The following is a 23,345-nucleotide window of genomic DNA, read 5'->3' as shown; positions in this document are numbered from 1 at the left end:
GCCCTACCCGGCACACACCCATCCTCCCCCGCCCAGGCCCGGTTTCCTCACATCAGCCCCGGAATCACCCGTGCGGGTAACGAAGTTATCCACAGCCTTCGAGTTGTCCACAGGCCCCAGCGGGATTCCCGAAAATCGGTCAGCGTGGTGCCATGCACCGCCTCGAACCGTCCGCTTCCGCGCACTCCTCCGTCCCGCCCTTTCCCCCGATCCGCACGGGTTCCCGTGGCCACCGGATCCGCAGGCGCCTGCGGGGCAAACGCGTCGCCGGCGCCGCGCTGGTTATCTGCGGCTTGCTCCTGGCCACGTCCTCCCTCGTAACATCGCAGCCGGTCACACCCACCGCAGCGGCCCACGCCTCCTCCCCCGACACGGCCGAGGTGAACGAGTCCCCCGGCGCCGACCTGCCCACCGCGACCGAGCAGCCCGGCGATCCCACCTCCCGGGACGAACCCCCGCCCGAGGACGAGGCGGACGTTCTCGTCCGGGCCCCGATCCGCCTGGCCGACGCTGCCCTGACCGGGGTCCTGGCGCCCGGTGACCGCGTGGACGTTCTCGCCGTCCCGATCGCGCCCGACGCCGCAGCGGGCCCGCGGCAGGCGCGGCGTATCGCACACCGGGCGAGGGTGGCGGAAATTCCGGTGGATGAAGAAACTGGTCGGGTTGACCGACTGGAGGGCGCACTCATCGTGGTCGAGGTGTCACCACGGACCGCGGGTGCCCTCGCCGGATCGATGAGCGATTCCCGGTTGACGGTGACGAGATGGTAGACAGCTCGTTGCCCGTCAGGAGAAGCGTGGACCGCCGCGCACGGACAACAGGGAAAGGGAAAGGCGTTGAGCGAGGAAAAGCAGGGCGTCATCGCCGGCTTCAGGGAATTCCTGATGCGGGGCAATGTGGTGGAACTGGCGGTCGCCGTCGTGGTCGGCGCCGCGTTCACCAAGATCGTGAACGCGGTCGTCGACGGCGTGATCGGCCCTCTGGTCGGCGCCTTCGGTACTCAGAACCTGGACAACTACACGTCCTGCCTGAAGGGCCCCTGCCAGACGGTCAACGGCGAGATGGTGGGTGTGCAGATCGCGTGGGGCACGGTCCTCAGCGCGACGCTGACCTTCCTGATCACCGCCGGGGTCGTGTACTTCCTGATGATCCTGCCGATCAACCGCCTGAAGGCGCGTATGGACGCGCGGAAGCCGCAGGACGACACCCCGGCCGAGAAGACCGAGCTGGAGATCCTCGCCGAGATCCGGGACGAGCTGATCGCCCAGCGTGCGGGCGGATCGAGCGGACCGGTCGAGATGGACAAGGTCGTCACCACGCAGCGGTCCGGGCCCGACCAGAGCTGACCGCCGAGGCCGGGCGGACACCCCACCGGGCGCCCGCCCGGCCCGCGGCCGACGGACTCCAGCGGCCACCGGCCGACACCGGTGGCCGGTCGCTGCTAAACGTGATGCGGGGGCTTCTCGTCCAGAAACCGGGCGAGGTCGGCTGCGCCGCCGTGACCGGGCGCGGCCGGCACACGGTCGCCCCACCCCTCGTCACTGTCGTCACGCGACGGCGAGGCCAGCGGGTCGTCGAAGATCAGACGTGCGCTTGCGGCTGGTTCGGGCCGTCCCCCGGGCTCTGCGGTCATGCCTCCAGCGTAAGGCCGGCGCGCAGCCCCCCGGCAGCCGCTACGTCGTCCCCCGTCAGCTCCTCCCACCACAGATCGCGCCCGGGCGTCCACGGCACGGGCCGCGGCTGCTGGGAGACCACCACCACGTTCCGCACGTCCGGGCACCCGGACAGCGCCTGGTCCAACCCGGCCTTGACGGGGACGACCTGCCCGTCCCGCAGGCAGCTGTCGGCGGTGACCACCACGTGCGCCCCGGCGCTCCGGATCCGATGCCGGACCCATCCGGTGTGGTCGCCGAGCGGAAGACTGATCCGCACCGCGTCGAGGCGGAGGCAGGCCAGCGTGACGACGAAGGACTCCGGACAGGTCGGCAACGCCACCGCCAGCCGGCTGCCGGAGCGGACGCCGAGCAGTGCCAGGCCCTCGGCGGCGCGGCGCGCCCGCTCCACCAGCGCGGCGTGCGTCAGTCCGTCCGCCGCCAGGTGCCGGTCTTCCGGCTGCTGGAAGTTCATGGGGTCAGACTGGTCGAGGCCGATATACGTCCGCTAAACGTCCGCCGCCGGGGCGCGCGGGGGTGCGGCACGTGGTAGCCATGGGTCATGAGAGACGCACTGACCGACGTTTCGGGGCTTCTGGTCGGGCACGCGGAGCGGGTCGGTGACGGTGCGCTGACGGGTGTGACGGTCGTCCTCGCGCCGGCGGGCGGGGTCATGGCCGCGGTGGACGTGCGTGGCGGCGGCCCGGGTACGCGTGAGACGGACGCGCTGGATCCACGCAACCTGGTGGGGCGCGCCGACGCCGTCGTGCTGGCGGGTGGCAGTGCGTTCGGTCTGGCGGCGGCCGACGGCGTCATGGCGTGGCTGGAGGAGCGGCACCGGGGCTTCCGCGTCGGGCCGGATCCCGCTCAGGTGGTTCCGGTGGTTCCCTCCGCGGTGCTGTTCGACCTGGGGCGCGGTGGGGACTGGTCGGCGCGGCCGGACCAGCTACTGGGCCGTGCCGCGGTCGAGGCCGCGTCGGCCGAAGTCCCGGTGGGAAACCGGGGAGCGGGCGCGGGTGCCGTGGCCGGTGGCCTGAAGGGGGGCGTCGGCACGGCGAGCGTCCGGCTGTCGTCGGGAGCGACGGTGGCCGCGCTGGCGGCCGTCAACGCCGCCGGGTCGGTGTTCGATCCGGAGACCGGGTCCCTGTACGGCGATCCTTCGTGGTCGCCACCCGCGCGGGTGCGTGCGGGGGCTGCTCGGCGGCTGGCGGAGGCGCAGCGCGAGTCCGGCAGGCGGGCTCCCCAGTCGCTGAGCCCGCCCTTGAACACGACGCTGGCGGTGGTGGCGACCGACGCGGTCCTCACTCACGGCCAGACGCAGAAGCTGGCGGGGACGGCACACGACGGCTTGGCCCGCGCGGTCCGTCCGGTGCATCTGCTGACCGACGGGGACACGGTGTTCTCGCTGGCGACCGGAGAACGGGAGCTACCGACGGGCGAGATGCCGGCGCTGGCGGTCAACGAGGTGCTGGCGGCAGGGGCGGAGGTGCTGACCCGGGCGGTCGTGAGCGCCGTGCTGAGCGCGGAGAGCTGCGACAGCCCGGGCGGGGTCTTCCCGTGCTACCGGGATCTCTACGACTACCGGGCCGCCTCGGATGGTTGAGGGGCCGACCGGCGCCCCCGGAAGGGCGTCGGTCGGCGCGTACCGCCTGCCGCCGGGCCACCGCAGGCGGTCATGCGGCCAGGCGGTAAGACGGCCAGGCAGTAAGACCGTCAGGCGGGTGCGGTGAGGGTGAGCCGCTCGCGGGGCAGCGGCCTCAGGCGGACACCGGGGCAGACACGGACGCGGTGTCCGGGGCTGTGGCCTTCCGCTCCTTGCTGCCCACGCGGGCACCCTTGAGCAGGACCACCATCGTGGTGGTCACCACCGTGCCCGCCGCGATGGCGAGCAGGTAGAGGAACGGGCTGCCGATCAGCGGTACGACGAAGACACCACCGTGCGGCGCCCGCAGTGTGCTGCCGAACGCCATCGCCAGGGCACCGGTGACGGCACCGCCCGCCATCGAGGCGGGGATGACGCGCAGCGGGTCGGCCGCGGCGAACGGGATGGCTCCCTCGGTGATGAAGGAGGCGCCGAGCACCCAGGCGGCCTTGCCGTTCTCCTGCTCGGTGGCGGTGAACAGCCGGCGACGGACAACGGTGGCGAGGGCCATGCCCAGCGGCGGGACCATACCCGCCGCCATCACCGCCGCCATGATCTCCAGGCTGGCCTGGCTGGGGCTGGAGGCGGCGATACCGCCGATGGCGAAGGCGTAGGCGACCTTGTTGACCGGGCCGCCGAGGTCGAAGCACATCATCAGCCCGAGCACGACACCCAGCAGCACCGCGTTGGCGCCGGAGAGGCCGGACAGCCAGTTGGTCATACCGTCCTGGGCGGCGGCGATCGGCTGGCCGATCACGACGTACATCAGAACACCGACCACGACCGTGGACAGGAGGGGGATGACCACCACCGGCATGATGCCGCGCAGCACGTCCGGGACCTTCACCCGCTGGATCGCCATGACGACGGCGCCCGCCACCAGACCGGCGACCAGTCCGCCGAGGAAGCCCGCCTCGATGGTGACGGCGATGGCACCGCCGACGAAGCCCGGCACCAGCCCCGGCCGGTCCGCCATACCGAAGGCGATATAGCCCGCCAGGACGGGGATGAGGAAGTCGAAAGCGGCACCGCCGATCTGGAACATCAGCGCCGCCCAGCTACCGGTGTCGGACCAGGAGAACTGCTCCATGACCGAGGGCGCCTCGGTGATCTCGTACCCGCCTATCGCGAAGGCGAGCGCGATGAGCAGTCCGCCTGCCGCGACGAAGGGGACCATGTAACTGACGCCGCTCATCAGCCACTTGCGCAGCCTGATGCCGAGGTGCTCCCCGTGGTCGGCACCGGCGTCCATCGGTGCTCCGCCGCCGGCGCCACTGGTGGCCGGGGCGCTGACCTCACCGCGTTCCGCCTTGCCACGTGCCTCGGCGATCAGCTCGGCGGGCCGGTTGATCGCGGCCTTCACGCCGACATCGACCGTTGGTTTGCCCCCGAACCGTCCCTTCTCCCGGACCTCCACGTCGTGGGCGAGGATCACCGCGTCGGCCCGCTCGATGACCGACGGGTCGAGGCGCTGGAAACCCGCCGACCCCTGGGTCTCCACGGAGATCTCGTGGCCCTCCGCCTCGGCGGCCCGCTGCAGCGACTCGGCGGCCATGTAGGTGTGGGCGATGCCAGTCGGGCAGGAGGTGACGGCGACCAGCCGAAGGCGGCGTCCCTCCTCCGGGTCCGTACCGGGCCCCCGGCCCACCACACCGTCAGCGGGTTCGGCGCCGCCGGGGCCACCGGGGCCACCGGGGCCGCCAGGGCCCGCAGCGCCATCGGCGGCTTCGGCTCCTTCGGCGGCGGTGACTTCGCCGGACGCGGGGGCCTCGGTCGCCGCGGCGGTCTCGGTCGCCGCGGGGGTCTCGGTCGCCGCCTCCGGCTGCTCCCCCCGGATGAGCGCGGCCGCGCGGGCCGGGTCGCTCTCGCCGCGCAGCGCGGTGGTGAACTCCTGCCGCATCAGGTCCCGGGCCAGCGAGGACAGGATCGACAGGTGGTCGTCGTCCGCCCCGGCGGGCGCCGCGATGAGGAAGACGAGGTCGGCCGGACCGTCGTCCGCACCGAAGTCGATGCCGTCGGCGCTGCGGCCGAACCCGAGCGTGGGCGTGGTGACATGGGCGCTGCGGCAGTGCGGGATGCCGATGCCGCCCTCCAGCCCCGTGGGCATCTGCTCCTCACGGGCCGCGACATCCGCGAGGAATCCGTCGAGGTCCGTGACCCGGCCGGCCGCCAGCATGCGCTCGGCCAGGGAACGGGCCGCCGCCTCCTTGGTCTCGGCGGAGAGGTCCAGGTCGACCAGCGCGGCGGTGATCAGGGGCGTACCAACCGGCTCCCGGCCGTCGGGGCCACCGTGGTCACCGGGACCACCGCGGTCACCGGGACCGTCGTGGTCGTCGTGGTCGTGGTCGGCTCTGCTGTCGCTCATCGGGCGGCTCCGTTGACGGGGACGGCGGGCGAGGTGAGGGGTCGGTCCAGCGGCAGGTCGGCGGTGACGGAGACCTGCCGGGGCCGCAGATCGGTGGGGGTGGGCATGCAGCTGCCGGGCAGCTGGACGGCGGCGGCTCCGTGCGCGACGGCGGCCGAAAGCGCCGCGGGGCCGCTGCCGCCCGCCGCGAGGAATCCGGCGAGGGAGGCGTCGCCGGCGCCGACGTCGCTCCGTACCGTCCGCACCGGTGCGTGCGCGTGGTAGTGCCCGCCGTCCTCGACCAGGAGCTGTCCGTCCGCCCCGAGGCTGGCCAGGACGGTCCGGGCGCCGGCCGCGCGCAGTTCCTCGGCGGCTTCGACGGCTTCGCCGAGGGTGGTGACGGGGCGGTTCACCGCCTCGGCGAGTTCGTCCACGTTGGGTTTGATGACGTCGGGCCGCTCGGTCAGCGCGGCGGTGAGGGCGGGCCCGGAGGTGTCGAGGGCGATGCGGGCGCCGGCCGCGTGGGCGCCGGCGACCAGTTCCGCGTACCAGCCGGGTTCCAGGCCGCGCGGCAGGCTGCCGCAGCACGCGGTCCAGTCGGCCGCCCCGGCGTGCCGGCGCACGGTGCGCAGCAACGCGGCGGTCTCGGCAGGGCTCAGCAGCGGCCCGGGCGCGTTGATCTTGGTGAGGGTGGTGTCCGCTTCCACGACGGTCACGTTGACCCTGGTCGACCCGGCGATGTCGACGCCGGCGACGTCGATGCCCAGCTCGCCGAGCAGCCGGGAGAGCAGGGCGCCCTCCGGCCCGCCGAGGGGAAGGACGGCGGTGGTGGGGACACCCGCCGACCAGACGGCCCGCGAGAGGTTGACGCCCTTGCCGCCGGGGTCGACGCGGTCGGTGTCGGCGCGAACGACCGCGCCGCGCTCCAGGCGCGGGACGTCGTAGGTCCGGTCCAGGCTGGGGTTGGGGGTGATGGTGAGGATCACGCGCGCCGCACCTCCGTGCCGGCCGCCTCGATCTTGGAGACGTCGCCGGCGCTGATGTCGCTGTCGGTGATCAGCAGGTGGACCTGGCCGAGTTCCCCGAAGCGGGCGAAGTGGCGCTGCCCGCACTTGGTGGAGTCCGCGAGCAGCACCACACGGCGGGCGGCGCCGATCAGGGCGCGCTTGACCGCGGCCTCGGCCAGGTCGGGTGTGGTCAGGCCGGAGTCGGCCCCGAAGCCGTTCGCGGCCAGGAACAGGACGTCGGCCGTCACCTCGCCGTAGGTGCGCAGGGCCCAGGAGTCGACGGCGGCGCGGGTGCGGTTTCGGACCCGGCCGCCGACGAGGTGCAGGTCGGCGGTGGGATGGTCGGCGAGGCGGGCGGCGATCGGCAGGGCGTGGGTGACGACGGTGAGCCGGGTGTCCAGCGGCAGCACGGCGGCGAGTGCCGCCGTGGTCGAGCCGGCGTCGAGGATGACGCTGCCGTGCTCGGGCAGTTGGCCGAGCGCGGCGCGGGCGATGCGTTCCTTCTGCCGGACGGCGAGGGCCTCGCGCTCGCTGAGATCCGGTTCGAAGTCGAGGGAGCCGGCGGGGATGGCCCCACCGTGGACACGGCGCAGCAGCCCGGCGCGGGTGAGGGTCTTCAGATCGCGCCGCACGGTCTCGGGGGTGACGCGGAACTCGGTGGCGAGCGCGGGTACCTCGACGCGCCCCTGGTCGTGGGCGAGGCGCAGGATCTGCTGCTGTCGCTCGGCTGCGTACATGTGCGGCGGTTCCGTTCCTGGCCCGGCGGTGACGATCGCCCCAGGTTAAGCAGGAACCTGCGTGAAGTAAACAGAAAGCCAACCGATACGGTCACATTCGGGCATTCGCGGGGTCAGCGGCACCCCCTTCCCGCCCCCGGGACGCGCGACCGCCGTCCCACCCGTTCAGCAGGGTGGGACGGCGGCGGCACTCACACGTTCACAGCGTTCCCAGCACTTCAGCGCCCTGACACCTCAGTGCCTCAGCACCTCAGTGCCCCGGCACCTCAGTGCCCCGGCACCTCAGCGTGCCAGCACGGGCGCCGACGCGCCGTCCTCCTCACCGGCCGCTCCGTCACTCCCGGCCGACCCGCCGGCCACCGGGTCGTGGCCGGTGACGCCACCGGGTGTCCCGGCGCCGCCGCCGGTCACTCCACCCCCCAGGGCGATGATGTGCGGGTGGCGCGGGGTCTTGCTGCTGATCAGCAGGAACGCGATGACGGCGGCGAGCAGCAGGGCCCCGAAGCCCCACCAGATCGCCGAGGTGAAGCCGTGGACCATGGCCTGCTGCCGGTGCAGCAGCTCGTCGGCCGCCGAGGTGCCGGCGGCCTCCTCGGTCAGCAGGTGCCGGGTGGTCGCGCCGGCGGCGATGGTGTTGAGCAGTGCGACGCCGATGGCACCGCCGACCTGCTGCGAGGTGTTGACCATGGCCGAGGCGACGCCCACATCGGTGCGGGGCACCCGCGCGGTGGCCATGTTCATCGCCACCATGAAGGTGGTGCCCATGCCCAGACCGAGCGCCAGCTGAGCGGGCAGCAGCAGCCCCATGTACGAGCTGTCCACCTCCAGCTGGGTGAGCATCAGCATGCCGAGGGAGGCCGTGAGCAGACCGGGCACCATCACCATGCGCGGTGAGACCCGGGCCAGCATCCAGGTCGCGACCTGCGTGGAACCGATGATCATGCCGACGCTCATCGGCAGGAACGCGGCTCCGGCGACGACCGGCTCGTATCCCTTGACCGACTGGAGGTAGAAGGTGAGGAAGAGGAAGAGCCCGAACAGCGAGATGACGGCGAGACCCACGACGAGGTAGGCGCCGCCGCGGTTGCGGTCCAGCACCACCCGCAGCGGAAGCATGGGGTTGGGCACCCTGGCCTGGAGCAGCACGAACGAGACGAGCAGCAGCACGGCCGCGGCGAAGGTCGCGAGCGTCAACCCCTCGCCCCACCCGTGCGACTCGGCCCGCGCGAATCCGTAGACCAGCGCGAAGAGGCCGAGGGAGGACAGCAGCACTCCGGGCAGGTCCAGGGTGCCGCGGTTGCGCGCTCCGGCCGGTTCGCGGATGAGCACCAGCGCGCCGACGGCCGCGACGACGGCGATGGGGACGTTGACGTAGAAGGTCCAGCGCCAGTCGAGGTACTGGGTCAGCGCTCCGCCGAGGACCAGCCCGAGCACGCTGCCCGCGCCGGCGATGGCCCCGTAGACGCCGAAGGCCCGGGCGCGCTCGCGGACGTCACTGAAGAGGAGCGACAGCAGGGACAGGGCGGCGGGGGCGAGGAGAGCGGCGAAGACTCCCTGGAGCGCCCGGGCACCGAACATCATCGGGGCGCTGACGGCGGCGCCGCCCAGCGCGGAGGCGAGCGCGAACCCGGTCAGGCCGGCCACGAAGGCCCGTTTGCGCCCCCACAGGTCGGCGATGCGGCCGCCGAGGAGCAGCAGTCCGCCGAACGCGAGGGCGTAGGCGGTTATCACCCACTCCCGGTCGCCGTCGGCGATGCCGAGGTCCGCCTGGGCGGAGGGCAGGGCGATGTTCACGATCGTGGAGTCGAGTACGACCATCAGCTGCGCCATGGCGATGAAGACCAGAATGCGCCAGCGTCGCGGGTCGAGGCGTTCCGAGGCAGTGGGTGCGGCGCTGTCGAGCGCTGGGGACATATGGGGGCCACCTTGAAAGCGTGAGGCGTCGTCGGGGAGCGGTGCGGGTGCGGCGAGCGGGTCGTGCCGTCGTGCGGGACATACCGTCGTGCGGGTAGCGCGGGTAGTGCGGGTAGTTCGGGTAGTGCGGGTAGTTCGGGTATGCGGGTATGGCGAACGTGCGGTACGGCGACGTTGCGGGTGCGGCGGCTGCGGCCGCGGTCGGTCGCCGGGACCGGGTGGGCCGGGCCGGCGGCGCGGGCAGGGCACCTCGCACCGGGTGACGGTGACGGGAGCCCCGGGGGAACGGGGACGGGAACGGACGGCCGGGATGACGTTGAAGGCGTCGGCCCGGTGGGGCGAATCGGTCGTCTGCGGGCGGCGGATCGGGTACGGGATCGGTCGTCGGCGGGCGGCGGATCGGTCGCGGTCGGCCCCGGGTGACGGGGATGTGCCGGTGGCACGTGACCCCCGTCGAGGGGGTACTGCTGGTGGCGCGGTGGAGAACCCCGCCGGAGCGTTGGGCGGGCGGGGTGCGGGCGTGGCCTCCCGCCGTCGGCGGGTGCCGCCCTTGCCTCGCGTTCCGGATGCGGACCGCGAGGACGGTCGGCTAGTGCCTGACGGGTACGCCGCGTCTGAGTTGCGCGACGGTCGGCCCGTCGCCGGGAAGCGTGGACCTGGCCGGTGCGCGCAGACCGTCGAGGAAGATCAACAGCTGACGCCGGGCGTAGTCGTTGTCGAGGAAGCAGCCCGCCGCGTCGGGGAGCGGCCGGGTCAGCCGGCCGATCGCGAGCAGCAGGTCGCCGGCGGTGACGTCGTCGCGGAGACCGCCGGTCGCCTGCGCCCGCTCGACCAGGCGTTCCACGACGCCCTTGAGCCGGTCACCGGCGGCGCGCAGTTCGGGGTCGTCGTCCGAGGCACCGAGCATGGTGCACATGACGCCGACCTTCTCGTTCACGCCGGCCAGGAAGAGGCCGCGCAGCGCCTCGAAGGCGTCCGCGTCACCGTCGAGCGCGGCTTCCGCACGACTGGCGGTGCGGTCGGAGACGTCCGTCATCACCGCGGCGACGAGTTCCCGCCGGGTGGGGAAGTGCCGGTACAGCGTCGCGTTGCCGACGCAGGCCGCTCGCGCGATCTCGTCGAGAGGCGCTTTGGGCCCCTCCGCCGCGAAGGTCTCGCGGGCGGCGGCCACGATGCGGTCCCGGTTGCGTGCCGCGTCGGCACGCAACCCGCTCCCCGCTGGTGCGCGGGTGGCGTGAGCTGCGCTCATGGCTCCTCCTCGGTGGAAAGCGGGCTGTCCTCCTCGACCCGGAAGCGGGGATGAGCTCCCCACTTACCCAGTCAGATAAACAAAACGGGGATACCCTCCCCGTTTATTTCGGCCAGCTGTGTGACCGCCGCCACACACGCTCCCGCGTCACACCGCCCCCGCCCCGACTCCGCCCCGGAGCACGACGCGCGGCGGCGCCCGACCGGTGATCCGGTACGGGCGCCGCCGCGCCTGTCTCCACCCCTGTGTGCTGTTGTGAGTCGCAGCCACCGCGTCGTGCCGTCTTCCGACCACGCGCTCCCGCGCGGACGCGAACGTGCCGTGCCGTGCCGCCGTCAGGCCGCCGCGTCGAAGCCGGAGTCGCCGGCCATCCGCTTGAGCTCCAGCAGGGCGTTCTTCTCGATCTGCCGGATGCGCTCCCGGGTGAGGCCGTGCTGCTTGCCGACCTCGGTGAGGGTGCGTTCGCGGCCGTCCTCCATGCCGTAGCGGGCGCGGATGATCGAGGCCGTGCGTCCGTCGAGCTGGCCGATCAGGTCGTCCAGCCCCTCACGGCGCATCATCACCATGACGGACTGCTCGGGTGTCGACGCCGAGGTGTCCTCCAGCAGGTCACCGAACTGCGTCTCGCCCTCGTCGTCGACCGACATGTTCAGGCTGACGGGATCGCGCGCCCAGTCGAGCACGTCCTGGACCCGCGCGGGAGTGGCGTCCAGCTCGGCCGCCACCTCGCCCGGCTCCGGCTCGCGGCCGTGCTCGCGGTTGAACTCGCGCTGCACGCGCCGGATACGGCCCAGCTCCTCCACCAGGTGGACGGGAAGCCGGATGGTGCGGGCCTGGTCGGCTATGGACCGGGTGATCGCCTGCCGGATCCACCAGGTCGCGTAGGTCGAGAACTTGAAGCCCTTGCTGTAGTCGAACTTCTCGACCGCGCGGACCAGACCGGCGTTGCCCTCCTGGATGAGGTCCAGCAGCGGGAGGCCGCTGCGCGGGTAACGGCGGGCCACGGCGACCACGAGACGCAGGTTGGAGCGGATGAACACGTCCTTGGCGCGCTCGCCCGCGGCGGCGACCGCCTCCAGCTCCGCACGGCTCGCGCCGGCGGCGGCGCTCCCCTTCTCCGGCACCTCGTCGCCGTCCAGTACACGTCCCGCGTAGAGGCCGGCTTCGATGTCGAGCGAGAGCTCAACCTCCTTCGCGGCATCCAGCAGTGGTGTGCGGGCGATCTCGTCGAGATACATGCCCACCAGGTCACGCTCGGTAGCGTCACCTTCCGCCTTGGACCGCGCACTGCCCTTCGCTGCAGTAGCGCTCTTCGCGCCCTCTTGGCGGGCGACGGCACGGATTGCCATACCTGCTCCCTTGCGAGTGATCGGACGAACACGGTCGTGGTGGCCTTCGGCAACGCTCCCTCGCGCCCCACATCCGTAACGAATCAACGACGGGTTTCCCGACAGAATTCCCAAGTCGCTCATCTTTTTCCGTTGATGCAGTACCCTGCCCGGCCACAGCGCGGCTACACGCCGCCTCCCGGGGCCGGCGGCGCGCTCCCCCTCCGCCTGTTGAGACGAGCGGGGCGCCGAAATGGTTGCCGGTGGGCGGACCGGCCGCTCCCGCGCCGGTCACCCCGCGTGCCGGACGGTGGCACCCGGACGGCGCAGACCCGCCAGTACGGGCGCGCGTCAGCCGCCGGGCCACGACGGCGCACCACGTCGCGCGCCGACGGCGCCACCCGGATGCGCCACCGGGCATGCGGCCCCGCCTCGGCCGGACGACTGTGGTGGGACGCCCGGCAGCACCGGGAGGCGACCAGCAGGGAGCGATGCCCATGCCGCAGATACCCGGCCGCCGTGCCGCCTTCGCGGTCGGCGGTTCCCTGGCCCTGGCGCTCAGCCAGTCCCCCGGCATGGCCGCCGCGCTGCCGTCGGCTCCCACGGTGGCGCTCGGCGCGCAGACTCCCGCCGAGGCGTGCGCGGTGCCCGGGGGCGTTCCCGGCCTCCACTCCGGCATACCCACGCCGGAGGGGTACGCACCCACCAGCGGCGAGATCTCGGCGCTGACGCTGTTCATCGACTTCCCCGGCGCCGAGGCCGAGATCAGTACAGCGGAGAGGTTCGCCGAGTTCTTCCCTGCGACGACCGACTACTTCGCCGACAGCTCCTACGGCCGGCTCGACTACCGTCCAGCGCCGGTCCACGGCTGGCTGCGGATGCCGCAGCCGTTCGAGGAGTACGGGATAGACCGCGGCGTGGGCTGGCATCCCGCCGACGAGCAGGGCTACAACCGGCTGATGCGCGACATCGTCGACGCGCTGGCCGACGCCGCCGCGGAGAGCACCGCGGACGATGAGAGCACCGCGAACGATGAGAGCACCGCGGACGATGAGACGGCCACGCACCGGGCGACGGAGGCGGACGACACACCGTCCGCCGGCACCGGGACGGACCCCGCACCCGAACGGAACGGGACGCCCACCCGGGACGTCACCGGTTCATCCGCGCCGGCCGCCCCGCCGGAGCTGACCCCGGCCGACGTGGACTTCTCCGGCCACGACCTCGTGAACATACTGGCGGCGCCCAACGCGGGGCCCTCCGCCGTTGAGAAGGTGCTCTCCGTCTCCTTCCCAGGACGCCCGCTGATACCCACGCCCTCCGGGCCGCTGCACAACATCAGCTTCATATGGAGCAGCCAGCCGGGCGACACCCCGCACCGCGTGCTCGTCCACGAGAACGGCCACGGCTTCGGCCTGCCCGACCTCTACTGGACCGGCGCGGGCCTCGCCCCGGAGCTGACCGGCCACTGGGACGTGATGGAGCAGGACTGGGGGCCCAGCAACGACATCCTCGCGTGGCACAAGTGGAAGATGGAGTGGCTGGCCGACAGCCAGGTGGACTGCGTGGACGGCCCCGGCACCACCGAGCACCTGCTCACCCCGCTCGGCGCACCCCACGCCGGCACCAGCACCGGCACCAGCACCGGCACCGGCACCGGCACCGGCACCGAAGGCACCCGGCTGGTGGCGGTCCCGCTGAGCTCCTCCGAGGTGCTGACGCTGGAGGTCCGCACCCGCACGGAGCTGGACCAGGCGGTGTGCCGGCCCGGCGTGCTGATGGCCCTGGTGGACACCGCGCGGCCCAGCGGCGAGGGCCCGGTGCGGGTACTGGACGCCACCCCGGACAGCGCGGGCTGTCTGGCGCTGCCGGACCCCGAGGTGACGCCCGGTCTGACCGACGCGCCCCACGTTCCCGGCGAGACGTTCCGTGACGACGACGCGGGGGTGGAGGTGGAGGTGATCAGCTCGGACGAAGAGGGCCGCCACCAGGTCCGCGTCACCCGTTGGTGACCGCCGCCCGGCCGGGCTTGTTAGATTGCGCGTGGTGCCCCGGGGCCGGGCGCCGGCCGCGGACGGGGGGCGAGGGACAGGTGTGAGGAACGCGAAGACGGATGCCCGGCGCTGGATCGCGCACCGCAGGAACACCGAGCTGATGCTCGTGGTCTTCGCGGTACTGATCGTCATCTTCGGGCACGCCGCCGCGGGGCTGGCCGTGCACGACGAGCTGCCGTCCGGCCTGGCGGTCTACTCCGCGGGCCTGGGCGCCTCGGCGATCGCGGCGCATTTCGCGGTCCGCCGCTTCGCCCGTCACGCGGACCCGTTGATCCTTCCGGTGACGGTGCTGCTGTGCGGGCTGGGTCTGGTGCTGATGGACCGGCTCGACCAGTCCTACGCCGTGCGGTATCCCGGCAACTACCAGGCACTGCCGGTCGCACCCATGCAGGCGGTGTGGACGGTCATAGGGATCGCGCTGATGATCGGCGTGGTCATCGTCCTCAAGCACCACCGGGTGCTCCAGCGGTACACCTACCTGGGCATGGCGGTGGCGATGCTGCTGCTGATCGCCCCGGCCTTCTTCGGCGCCGACCAGTTCGGCGCGAAGCGGTGGATCTCGCTGGGTCCGCTGTCGGTGCAGCCGGGCGAGTTCGTCAAGGTCATGATCGTGGTGTTCTTCGCCAGCTACCTGATGGCCAACCGGGACGCGCTGGCGCTGGTGGGCCGGCGGTTCCTCGGGCTGGCGCTGCCGCGCGGGCGCAACGCCGGTCCGGTGCTGCTGGTGTGGGCGGTCAGCCTGGTCGTGCTGTTCTACCAGCGGGACCTCGGCACCTCGCTGATCTTCTTCGGTGCCTTCATCGTGATGCTCTACGTGGCGACGGAGCGCACCAGCTGGGTCGTCCTGGGCGGGCTGATGGCCGTGGGGGGCGCCGCGGTCGTGGCCACCACCCAGTACCACGTCAAGGCGCGGGTGGCGGCCTGGCTGGATCCGATGGCCATCTACCTCCCGGAGGACCAGCGTCCGCCGGGCATCATCTCCGACCAGTCGGCGCAGGCGTTGTTCGCGTTCGGCGCGGGCGACCTCACGGGTACGGGGCTCGGTCAGGGCCACAGCGACCTGGTCGGTTTCGCCGGGCGCAGCGACTTCATCCTGGCGACGGTCGGCGAGGAGCTGGGTCTTGTCGGTGTGACGATGGTGCTCTTCCTCTATGTGCTGCTGATCTGGCGTGGTCTGGCGGCGGGGATGGCGGCGACCGACCCGTTCGGGAAGCTGCTGGCGGTCGGGCTGTCGGCGGTGCTGGCGCTGCAGGTCTTCGTGGTGGCCGGCGGCGTCACGGGGCTGATCCCGCTGACGGGCAAGGCGCTGCCGTTCCTCGCGCAGGGTGGTTCGTCCACGGTGGCGAACTGGTTGCTGGTGGCGTTGCTGATCAAGGTGAGTGACAGCGCTGGGCGGGCCAGGACGCTGCCGGAGGGCAACGCGACGATCCTGACTCCGGCGATCCGTGAGGCCGAGGCGGCGCCCGGCCGGTAGCCGGTGTCAACCGGTGGGGCGCACGGGGCGGTTGGCGCCAGCGCGCGGACCCCGGCCGGGTGTGCAGTCTTCCGATCATGGGCGGGCGTTCGCACAATGGCCGCACACCGCGGCCCACTTCTCGCCGCGGTCTCCCGTTCCCCCACCCTGACGGAGACGTGATGAGACCCATCCGCTCGGCACTGCCCCTCTCCCGCGCCACCGGCACCCGGCCCGGCCGCCGCGCCCCGGCCCGACGCGGCGCGCTGCGAGGGACGTTCGCCGCTCTCGTCGGCACAGCGCTCGGCGCGCTGATGCTCTCGGCCGCGCCCGGGGCAGCCGCGGCTCCGGTCGTCACCACCGCCCCGTCCGCCGTGGTGACGCCCGACGGACCGGTGACGCCGGACGGGCCGGTGAGCCCGGCGTCCACCCACACCATCGTCGGCGGCGATCAGGTGTACTCCACGCAGGGTCCTTGCGTCGTGGGACTCAACCTCTACGGCGGGGGCAACGCCGTCGGCCTGGTGCACCGGGCGTGCGGCCAGGGAGTCGCGACCCAGTGGTTCGCCGACCCGGGGCTGACGATCCCGGTCGGGACCACGACGGGCTGGGGATCGGTGGCGCCCGGTTACCAGCTCCTCAGCTACAACGGCGAGGGGACCTACCCGGCACAGCTGCGTCTGCCGACCGGCACCATCCCGGTGCCCCGGCTGACCTCGCCGCCGGTCGGCTCCGGCGTCTGCCTGTCCGGTCCGACCACGGGCACCCACTGCGCCACGCTGACCGCCGTCAACCAGTCGGTGAGCTTCCCGGAGGGGACGGTGACCGGGCTGAGCCGCACCAGCCTCTGCTTCGACCCGTCGAACCTGGGACGTGCGGTCCTCACCACCTCGGGGACGCTGGCGGGACTCGTCATCGCCGGCACCGGCACCTGCGCGTCCGGCGGGACCACGTGGTATCTCCCCGTCGGGCCGGTCCTCTCCGCCACCGGTCTGAGCCTCACTCCCTGACCGGCCCGGTCCCGCGCCCCCGTCCCGGGGCGGCGCGGGACCTTTCGGCACCACCGCAACCGGCCGCCGAACACCGCCTGTTGAGCAGGATCGCGGCGTCCTGACCAGCGGCGGAGACGTCCCGGTCGGCGCGGGCGCCCGGGTACGTCCGCCGGTCCGGCCATGGCCGGGCGGCCGAGTGCGGCGCTACCATCACGGCTCCCGGGGCGTCCGTCCACCCACGCGGCCGCCCCGCCGGGACCTATCGGAAGGAGCCACCATGAACCTGCGTGACGACGCGCAGTCCCTGGCCGACGACCTGGTCGAGCTGCGACGCTCGCTGCACCGCATCCCCGAGGTCGGTCTCGAACTCCCGCGCACGCAGGAGGCGGTGCTGGGTGCGATCGACGGGCTGCCGCTGGAGGTGTCCACCGGCGACGTGCTCAGCTCGGTGACCGGGGTGCTCCGGGGCGCGCGGCCGGGGCCGACGGTGCTGCTGCGCGGTGACATGGACGCCCTTCCGGTGACCGAGCGGACGGGGCTGGAGTACGCGGCGACCACCGACCGGATGCACGCCTGCGGTCACGACCTGCACACCACGATGCTGGCCGGCGCCGCCCGGCTGCTGTCCGCCCACCGTGACCGGCTCGCCGGGAACGTGGTCTTCATGTTCCAGCCGGGCGAGGAGGGCTTCGACGGGGCCGGCCGGATGCTCGACGAGGGCGTGCTGGAGGTGACCGGTGAACGACCGGTCGCCGCCTACGCGTTGCACGTGATGTCGTCCAACATCGAGTCGGGCACCTTCACCACGCGCGGCGGTCCGATGATGGCGGCCTCCAGCGTGCTGCGGGTGACGGTGCGGGGAGCGGGCGGTCACGGTTCGGCCCCCCACCGCGCCAAGGACCCGATCCCGGCGGCGTGCGAGATGGTGACCGCGCTCCAGACCTGGATCAGCCGCAGCTTCGACGTCTTCGACCCGGTGGTGCTGACGGTCGGGTCCTTCCACGCCGGTACCGCCTCCAACATCATTCCGGACGAGGCGAGTTTCGTGGCGACGGTGCGGAGCTTCTCCGCGGAGGCGTTGGGGAGGCTCAAGGACGGCACGGTCGCGGTCTGCCGGGGCGTGGCCGCGGCGCACGGGCTGGAGGTGGACGCGGACTTCGGCGAGCAGTACCCGGTGACGGTCAACTCCGGTGCGGAGGCGGAGTTCGTCGGCGACACCGTGCGGGAGGCCCTCGGCGAGGAGCGCTTCGCTCCGATGGAGAACCCGATCCTCGGTGCGGAGGACTTCTCGCGGGTGATCGCCGAAGTGCCGGGCGCCATGGTGTTCCTGGGCGCGACGGGGGCCGGGCTCGATCCGGAGACGGCTCCCAACAACCATTCCCCGCTCGCGGTGTTCGACGACTCGGTACTGGCCGACGGGGCGGCCGTCTACGCGGAGCTGGCGACCCGGAAGCTGAGCGCGGCAACGGCAGCGGCAGCGGCCTGAGTCGGTCCCGGCGGGCCGGGGGAGGACGCGATGCGCTCCTCCGCCGGCCCGTGCTGTGTTTCTTGCAGGTTCTTCCAACGCGGACAGATGCGGTACGAGGTCCCTTCCCAGGGTCGGCACGGCGCAGTAACCTCCCCTCGCCGCAAGAAGTTTCGCAACTTCTTGCGCACTGCCGGAGTTGAGGCGCGCAACGGACGGCTGCCATCCCACCGGGCCGTGGACGACGGTCCCGAACGAGGAGATGCCGCAGCATGAAACCCTGGCTCACCCGACGACGACGCGCCCTGCTCGCGGGCGCACCCACCCTCGGCCTGCTCGTCGGCCTGCTCGCCGCCGGCGGCGCCCCCGCCACCGGCGCCCCGGCCCGGGCCACCTCCCCCGTGGCCGTGACCGCCCCGGATGCCGCCACCGACAACCGGACCACCGTCTTCTACTACACCGGGGCCACCGACTGGCGCTCCCACCGGTTGCACTACGCGCCGGACGGCGGCGACTGGACCGAGGTGCCGGGCGTGGCCATGGCCGACGCCTGCGCGGACTGGGTGCGGCTCACCGTGGAACTCGGCGCGGCCGAGGGGCTCAAGGCCGCGTTCACCGACGGCGAGGACCGCTGGGACAACAACGGCGGCCGGGACTACGAGCTGGGCGTCGGGACGGTCGCCGTGCGGGAGGGAGGCGTCACCCACACCGACCCGTGCGGAGACCACAACTCCCCCGGCGACCCGGGCGACCCCGATGACCCCACCGATCCCGATGACCCGGACGGCGGCACGGCCGTCGTGTACTTCTCCACCGCCACCCTCGGCTGGCGGACCGTGAACCTCCACTACGCCCCCGACGGCGCCGCCTGGACCACCCCACCGGGCGTCGGCATGGCCCCGGCCTGTGAAGGCTGGGTGACCCGGACCGTTGATCTGGGGGACGCGGCGGGTCTGACCGCCGCCTTCAACAACGGCACCGGCATCTGGGACAACAACAACGGCCGCGACTACCGGATCACCGCCGGTCTCAGCACGGTCGCCGACCGCACCGTCACCGCCGACGCCGCGGACCCCTGCGCCGGCCGGCAGCCGGACACCGAACCTCCCACCGTCCCGGCCGGGTTGACCGCCTCGGCGCACGGAACCGGCGTCGTGGTGAGCTGGGAGCCGTCCACCGACGACCGCGCCGTCACCGGCTACCAGCTGACGCGCACCGGCGGCGGCCAGGGCAGCGTGGTGCTGCACACCGGGTCGACCGTCTGGTCGGACACCGGCCTGGATCCGGAGACGGAGTACCGCTACACCGTGCGGGCCCGGGACGCGGCGGGCAACCACTCCGCCGACTCCGCGCCCGTCTCCGTCACCACCGGTGCGGCCGAGCCAGGGCCCGAGCAGGGGCGGATGCTGGGCACCGACCCGCGCGAGGACCCGATCTACTTCGTGATGACGGCCCGGTTCTATGACGGGGACCCCTCCAACAACCGCGGCGGGAGCCAGCACGAGCGGTCCGGCAACGCCGACCACGACGACCCCATGTTCCGGGGCGACTTCAAGGGGCTCATCGAGAAGCTGGACTACATCAAGTCCCTCGGTTTCTCCGCCGTCTGGATCACCCCGGTGGTGCTCAACCGCTCGGACTACGACTTCCACGGCTACCACGGCTACGACTTCTACCGGGTCGACCCCCGGCTGGAGTCGGCCGGCGCCGGCTACCAGGACCTGATCGACGCGGCGCACGCCAAAGGCATGAAGATCTACCAGGACGTGGTCTACAACCACAGCTCCCGGTGGGGCGCCAAGGGCCTGTACGAACCGACGGTCTACGGCATCCGTGACGAGGACTGGAGCTGGTTCTACGACGAGCCCAACAGCGACTTCGAGTACGACGGGCTCACCGTGGAACCCAAGTCGGGGAAGTCGTACTACAACGGCGACCTGTGGTCGACCGCCGAGCCGACCGGCAACACCTGCGTCGACTGGGGCCGGCCCACCCAGCACACCTCCCCGGAGGGCTACCGCATCTACAACTGCCAGTGGCCCTCGCCGACTTCCGGGATGTTCCCGGAGGAGTACTACCACCAGTGCTGGATCGGCAACTGGGAGGGTGAGGACTCCCGCAGCTGCTGGCTCCACGACGACCTCGCCGACCTCAACACCGAGAGCGCCGCGGTGCGGAACTACCTGATCGGCGCCTACGACAAGTACATCGACATGGGGGTCGACGGCTTCCGGGTGGACACGGCCGTGCACATCCCCCGGGTGATCTGGACGAGGCACTTCCTGCCGGCGGTCCAGGAGCGGGTGGCCCTCAACGCCGGAGCCGAACAGGTCCGGAACTTCCTGGTGTTCGGCGAGGTCGCCGCGTTCGTCAACGACAAGTGGAACCGCGGCTCGGTCAACCACTCGGCGCAGTTCTTCACCTGGAAGCCGCGCGCGGAGTACAGCGCGGACGACGCCGCGGCGGCGCTGGAGGAGTACGACCACGAGAACGGCCTGGGCCCCGCCGGTCAGCCGACCTCGGCCAACGCCTTCCTCGACGGCAACGACTACCGCACGCCCGACCACAGCCGGTTCTCCGGGATGCACATCATCGACATGCGCATGCACATGAACTTCGGCGACGCCGGCAACGCCTTCCACAACGGCAAGGACTCCGACGACTCGGTCAACGACGCCACCTACAACGTGGTCTACGTCGACAGCCACGACTTCGGCCCGAACAAGAGCCATGAGCGCTACACCGGCGGGAGAGACGCGTGGGCGGAGAACATGTCGCTGATGTGGACCTTCCGCGGCATCCCGACCCTCTACTACGGATCGGAGATCGAGTTCAGGAAGGGGGCCCGCATCGACTGCGGGCCGACCTGCCCGCTGGAGACCACCGGCCGCGCCTACTACGGCGACCATCTCGAAGGCAGCGTCTCCGCAGCTGACTTCGGCGTCGTGGGCAGCGCCTCGGGGGCCGTCGCGCAGACCCTGGAGCAGCCGCTGGTCCGCCATCTCCAGCGCCTCAACCAGATCCGCCGGGCGGTCCCGGCGCTCCAGAAGGGCCAGTACTCCACCGAGGACATCAGCGGCGGCATGGCATTCAAACGGCGCTACACGGACGCCGCGACCGGCGTCGACAGCTTCGCGCTGGTCACGGTCAGCGGCGCGGCGACATTCCGCTCGGTGCCCAACGGCCGCTATGTGGACGCCGTTTCCGGTGATGCCCGGAACGTCACGGACGGCTCGCTTTCGGTGACGGCACCGGGCAAGGGCAACGCCCGCGTCTACGTCCTGGACCTCGGCGGCGACAACGACGCCCCCGGCAGGGTCGGCGAGAGCGGGCCGTACCTGCGCTGAGCGGTACCCCCGCGCTGGGCCACCGGCGCGTCAGCCGGCCGCGTGCGGCAGCACCGCGCGCGGCCGGCCACCTCCGCTGGTCATGTCCGCCGGCCACCTCCGCCGGTCATGTCCGCCGGAGCGCCTCCAGCAGCACCGGCAGATGGCTGTGCTCGACGTCCTTGACCCCGGTCACCAGCGTCACCGTCGACCGGGCGGCGTCCTCCCGCAGCCGGTCCAGGGCGGCCGCGGGCTCCTCCGCGCGCAGTTCGGCCCGGTAGCGGCGGGCGAACTCGCCGTACCGGCCGTCCTTGTCCTCGTGCATCCAGCGGCGCAGCCCGTCGCTGGGCGCCAGTTCCTTCGGCCACTCGTCCAGCCGTGCGCGTTCCTTGGAGATCCCGCGCGGCCACAGCCGGTCCACCAGCACCCGCCGGCCGTCACCGTCGCCCGGTTCCTCGTACACCCGCCGCACGGCGAACCCGCCGGGGGCGCCCTGTCGCGTCGCCATGCTTCGCACGGTAGGCCCGCCGCTCCCCGCCCGCATCCGGGGCCGCCCGACCGGCGCAGGGGAAGAGCCGATCATTACCGGCTACACTGTCCGGCGGCGGTCCGGACCACGCCCGGCCCGCCCGGCCTCCGTAGCTCAGGGGATAGAGCACGGCTCTCCTAAAGCCGGTGTCGCAGGTTCGAATCCTGCCGGGGGCACCCCTTCTCAGCAGGTGCCGGATGTCCGGCTCCGCCCTCCGCGGCCCCGCCGCGATCCGCAGCCGCGCTGCCGCCCTCCCGCCCGTGTCGCGGTGTCACGCCCCGGCGCCGGTCAGCGGGCGAGGGCGATGGCCGGGGAGTCGGCGGTGCCGACGATCAGCGCGCCGTCGGTGACGGTGAGGTGGAAGACCGTGGCCCCGGCGTCGTACTGCCAGAGTTCCTCGCCGGTGGCGGCGTCCAGCGCCTGGACGCGGTCGCCCGGGGCGGCGTGCCAGACGGTGCCGTCGGCGGCCGCCACAGGGCTGTTGTCGCGGGCGGCGACCGCCCTCCAGCGTTCCTCACCGGTGGCTGGGTCGAGGCCGAGCAGGGTGCCGCCGCGCGAGCTCGCGTGGACGGTGCCGTCGGAGGCGGTGACCGAGGCCGGTCCGCCGGGCATCCGTACCGACCAGCGCTCGTCGCCGGTCGCGGCGTCCACGGCGTACAGGCGGGTGTCGTCGGTGCTGCCGGCCAGGACCAGGTCCCCGGCCACCGTCGGTTCGGTGAACCGGCCCGCGGCGGTGAACCGCCATCGTTCGGAGCCGTCGGTGAGGTCGAGCGCGTGCAGCACCTCTCCCCCGCCCACGTACAGCGTCCCGTCGGCGACCGCCACCCCGCCGAAGATCTGGCCGCCGGCGGGCGCCGTCCAGCGCAGGTCGCCGCTCGCCGCATTGAGGGCGTGCACCTGGGCGTCGAGCCCGCCGAGGTAGACGGTGCCGTCGTGGACCCTCGGGGCGGCGAAGACGGCGTGGTCGGGGATGGAGTACGTCCAGCGTTCCGCGCCGTCGGCGGCGTCCATGGCGGTCAGGCCGCCGTTGCCGGTGCCCGACCCGGTCACGTAGAGGGTGCCGCCGTCTGTCGCCGGCCGGGACATGGACGGGCCGGAGACCGTCTTCCACTCCAGTTCGCCGTCGGTGAGGCGGAGGGCGCAGGTGGTTTCCCCGTAGCCGCAGTGCACAAGGCCGTTGGCGACGGCGGCGCCGCCTCGGGAGGCGGCGCCGGTCCGGTACCGCCACAGCACCTCGCCGGGGTCGCCCGGGGGCACGGAGGCCGCGCCGCCGGAGCCGTCGGACCCGCCGTCCGTCCCGCTGTCGCCGCGCCCGCAGCCGGTGGCCGCTGCCACGGCGGCCGCGCCGAGCACGCCCAGTAGTGTGCGGCGGCCGAGCCGCCCGTTCCGCTCTCGCATGGTGTCGTGCTCCCCCGTGAGTCTTCGGAGCGTCATGCAATCACGGACGCCGGACGGGGCGGAGGCGGGGAGGCGGGTGCCGCTGTGCCTCCCGTCCGCGTTCTGCCCGTCCGCGCGGCTTTGCCCCGGACGCGCCGGGAGCGGTGCGGCGTGGGGTGATGTCGGTGGGCGGCCCTACCCTCGGTGCGCGGGCGGCGTCCCACCGTCGCCGCCCCGTCACGGTCTCCGTCCCACCCGTCCCTCCCGCCCCGATCC

Annotated in this window: 18 protein-coding genes and 1 tRNA gene; 9 read left to right on the top strand and 10 right to left on the bottom strand. The window is 72.7% G+C overall.

The genetic code is table 11. The annotated features are described in order from the left end of the window. Positions 1–380 precede the first annotated feature (380 nt). Both E0D90_RS27700 and mscL read left to right on the top strand, forming a co-directional pair. The gene (locus E0D90_RS27700) at positions 381–770 is read left to right on the top strand and encodes a hypothetical protein (RefSeq protein WP_227870077.1); all 390 of its coding nucleotides are present in this window, start codon (positions 381–383) and stop codon (positions 768–770) included. 66 nt (positions 771–836) lie between these two features. Next, positions 837–1,346: a large conductance mechanosensitive channel protein MscL gene (mscL, locus tag E0D90_RS08300; protein ID WP_103501879.1), complete on the top strand. Its 510-nt coding sequence runs from the start codon at positions 837–839 to the stop codon at positions 1,344–1,346. Positions 1,347–1,441: 95 nt separating this feature from the next. Here the strand turns inward: mscL and E0D90_RS08295 are convergent, their stop codons facing one another. Further along, entirely contained in the window at positions 1,442–1,633 is a 192-nt protein-coding gene (locus tag E0D90_RS08295) for a hypothetical protein (RefSeq protein ID WP_103501878.1), read from the bottom strand. Continuing rightward, on the bottom strand, positions 1,630–2,127 hold the full coding sequence (locus E0D90_RS08290; protein ID WP_130797195.1) for an AMP-binding protein: 498 nt from the start codon (positions 2,125–2,127) through the stop codon (positions 1,630–1,632). Before E0D90_RS08290 ends, E0D90_RS08295 begins: the two co-directional genes overlap by 4 nt. Positions 2,128–2,214: 87 nt before the next feature. Between E0D90_RS08290 and E0D90_RS08285 the strand changes: the two genes are divergently transcribed. Then, positions 2,215–3,255 (top strand): P1 family peptidase, encoded by a 1,041-nt coding sequence (locus tag E0D90_RS08285; RefSeq protein ID WP_103501876.1) that lies wholly within the window; start codon positions 2,215–2,217, stop codon positions 3,253–3,255. A 154-nt stretch (positions 3,256–3,409) separates the two neighbouring features. Here E0D90_RS08285 and E0D90_RS08280 read toward each other — a convergent pair whose 3' ends face one another. The 6 genes from E0D90_RS08280 to E0D90_RS08255 form a co-directional block, all read right to left on the bottom strand. Beyond that, positions 3,410–5,659 carry a PTS fructose transporter subunit IIABC gene (locus E0D90_RS08280; RefSeq protein ID WP_130797194.1) on the bottom strand — a complete coding sequence of 750 codons (2,250 nt, stop codon included), beginning with the start codon at positions 5,657–5,659 and terminating at the stop codon, positions 3,410–3,412. Beyond that, on the bottom strand, positions 5,656–6,624 hold the full coding sequence (gene pfkB, locus E0D90_RS08275) for a 1-phosphofructokinase (RefSeq protein ID WP_130797193.1): 969 nt from the start codon (positions 6,622–6,624) through the stop codon (positions 5,656–5,658). Before pfkB ends, E0D90_RS08280 begins: the two co-directional genes overlap by 4 nt. After that, complete coding sequence (locus tag E0D90_RS08270) at positions 6,621–7,382, bottom strand: DeoR/GlpR family DNA-binding transcription regulator (protein ID WP_103501873.1); 762 nt, start codon at positions 7,380–7,382, stop codon at positions 6,621–6,623. The genes pfkB and E0D90_RS08270 overlap by 4 nt, the downstream gene beginning before the upstream one ends. Positions 7,383–7,664: 282 nt before the next feature. Then, positions 7,665–9,296, bottom strand: a complete 1,632-nt coding sequence (locus tag E0D90_RS08265; RefSeq protein ID WP_130797192.1) for an MFS transporter — start codon at positions 9,294–9,296, stop codon at positions 7,665–7,667. A gap of 589 nt (positions 9,297–9,885) precedes the next feature. Beyond that, on the bottom strand, positions 9,886–10,545 hold the full coding sequence (locus E0D90_RS08260; protein ID WP_103501871.1) for a TetR/AcrR family transcriptional regulator: 660 nt from the start codon (positions 10,543–10,545) through the stop codon (positions 9,886–9,888). A gap of 335 nt (positions 10,546–10,880) precedes the next feature. Beyond that, a complete protein-coding gene (locus E0D90_RS08255) occupies positions 10,881–11,894 on the bottom strand; it encodes a sigma-70 family RNA polymerase sigma factor (RefSeq protein ID WP_103501870.1) in 1,014 nt (337 codons plus the stop codon). 476 nt (positions 11,895–12,370) lie between these two features. Here E0D90_RS08255 and E0D90_RS26525 point away from each other — a divergent pair, with 476 nt between their 5' ends. The 5 genes from E0D90_RS26525 (at position 12,371) to E0D90_RS08230 (ending at position 21,184) form a co-directional block, all read left to right on the top strand. Next, the gene (locus E0D90_RS26525; protein ID WP_157996836.1) at positions 12,371–13,885 is read left to right on the top strand and encodes a metallopeptidase domain-containing protein; all 1,515 of its coding nucleotides are present in this window, start codon (positions 12,371–12,373) and stop codon (positions 13,883–13,885) included. Between the two features lie 142 nt (positions 13,886–14,027). After that, on the top strand, positions 14,028–15,401 hold the full coding sequence (locus E0D90_RS08245; RefSeq protein ID WP_103501884.1) for an FtsW/RodA/SpoVE family cell cycle protein: 1,374 nt from the start codon (positions 14,028–14,030) through the stop codon (positions 15,399–15,401). 161 nt (positions 15,402–15,562) lie between these two features. Next, positions 15,563–16,390: a S1 family peptidase gene (locus tag E0D90_RS08240; RefSeq protein ID WP_130797191.1), complete on the top strand. Its 828-nt coding sequence runs from the start codon at positions 15,563–15,565 to the stop codon at positions 16,388–16,390. A 259-nt stretch (positions 16,391–16,649) separates the two neighbouring features. After that, positions 16,650–17,858 carry a M20 metallopeptidase family protein gene (locus tag E0D90_RS08235; protein ID WP_130797190.1) on the top strand — a complete coding sequence of 403 codons (1,209 nt, stop codon included), beginning with the start codon at positions 16,650–16,652 and terminating at the stop codon, positions 17,856–17,858. A gap of 251 nt (positions 17,859–18,109) precedes the next feature. Next, the gene (locus E0D90_RS08230) at positions 18,110–21,184 is read left to right on the top strand and encodes a carbohydrate binding domain-containing protein (RefSeq protein WP_130797189.1); all 3,075 of its coding nucleotides are present in this window, start codon (positions 18,110–18,112) and stop codon (positions 21,182–21,184) included. A 106-nt stretch (positions 21,185–21,290) separates the two neighbouring features. Here the strand turns inward: E0D90_RS08230 and E0D90_RS08225 are convergent, their stop codons facing one another. Then, positions 21,291–21,671: a DUF488 domain-containing protein gene (locus E0D90_RS08225; protein ID WP_103528767.1), complete on the bottom strand. Its 381-nt coding sequence runs from the start codon at positions 21,669–21,671 to the stop codon at positions 21,291–21,293. Between the two features lie 124 nt (positions 21,672–21,795). Between E0D90_RS08225 and E0D90_RS08220 the strand changes: the two genes are divergently transcribed. After that, positions 21,796–21,868, top strand: a tRNA-Arg gene (locus E0D90_RS08220). A 112-nt stretch (positions 21,869–21,980) separates the two neighbouring features. Here E0D90_RS08220 and E0D90_RS08215 read toward each other — a convergent pair. Further along, on the bottom strand, positions 21,981–23,090 hold the full coding sequence (locus E0D90_RS08215; protein ID WP_157996835.1) for an outer membrane protein assembly factor BamB family protein: 1,110 nt from the start codon (positions 23,088–23,090) through the stop codon (positions 21,981–21,983). Between the last annotated feature and the right edge of the window lie 255 nt (positions 23,091–23,345).

The sequence above is a fragment of the Streptomyces otsuchiensis genome (assembly GCF_004305975.1).
Classification (GTDB): Bacteria; Actinomycetota; Actinomycetes; order Streptomycetales; family Streptomycetaceae; genus Streptomyces; species Streptomyces otsuchiensis.
Note: the sequence above shows the minus strand (reverse complement) of the source record. Positions and strands in the feature narration are given on the sequence as shown.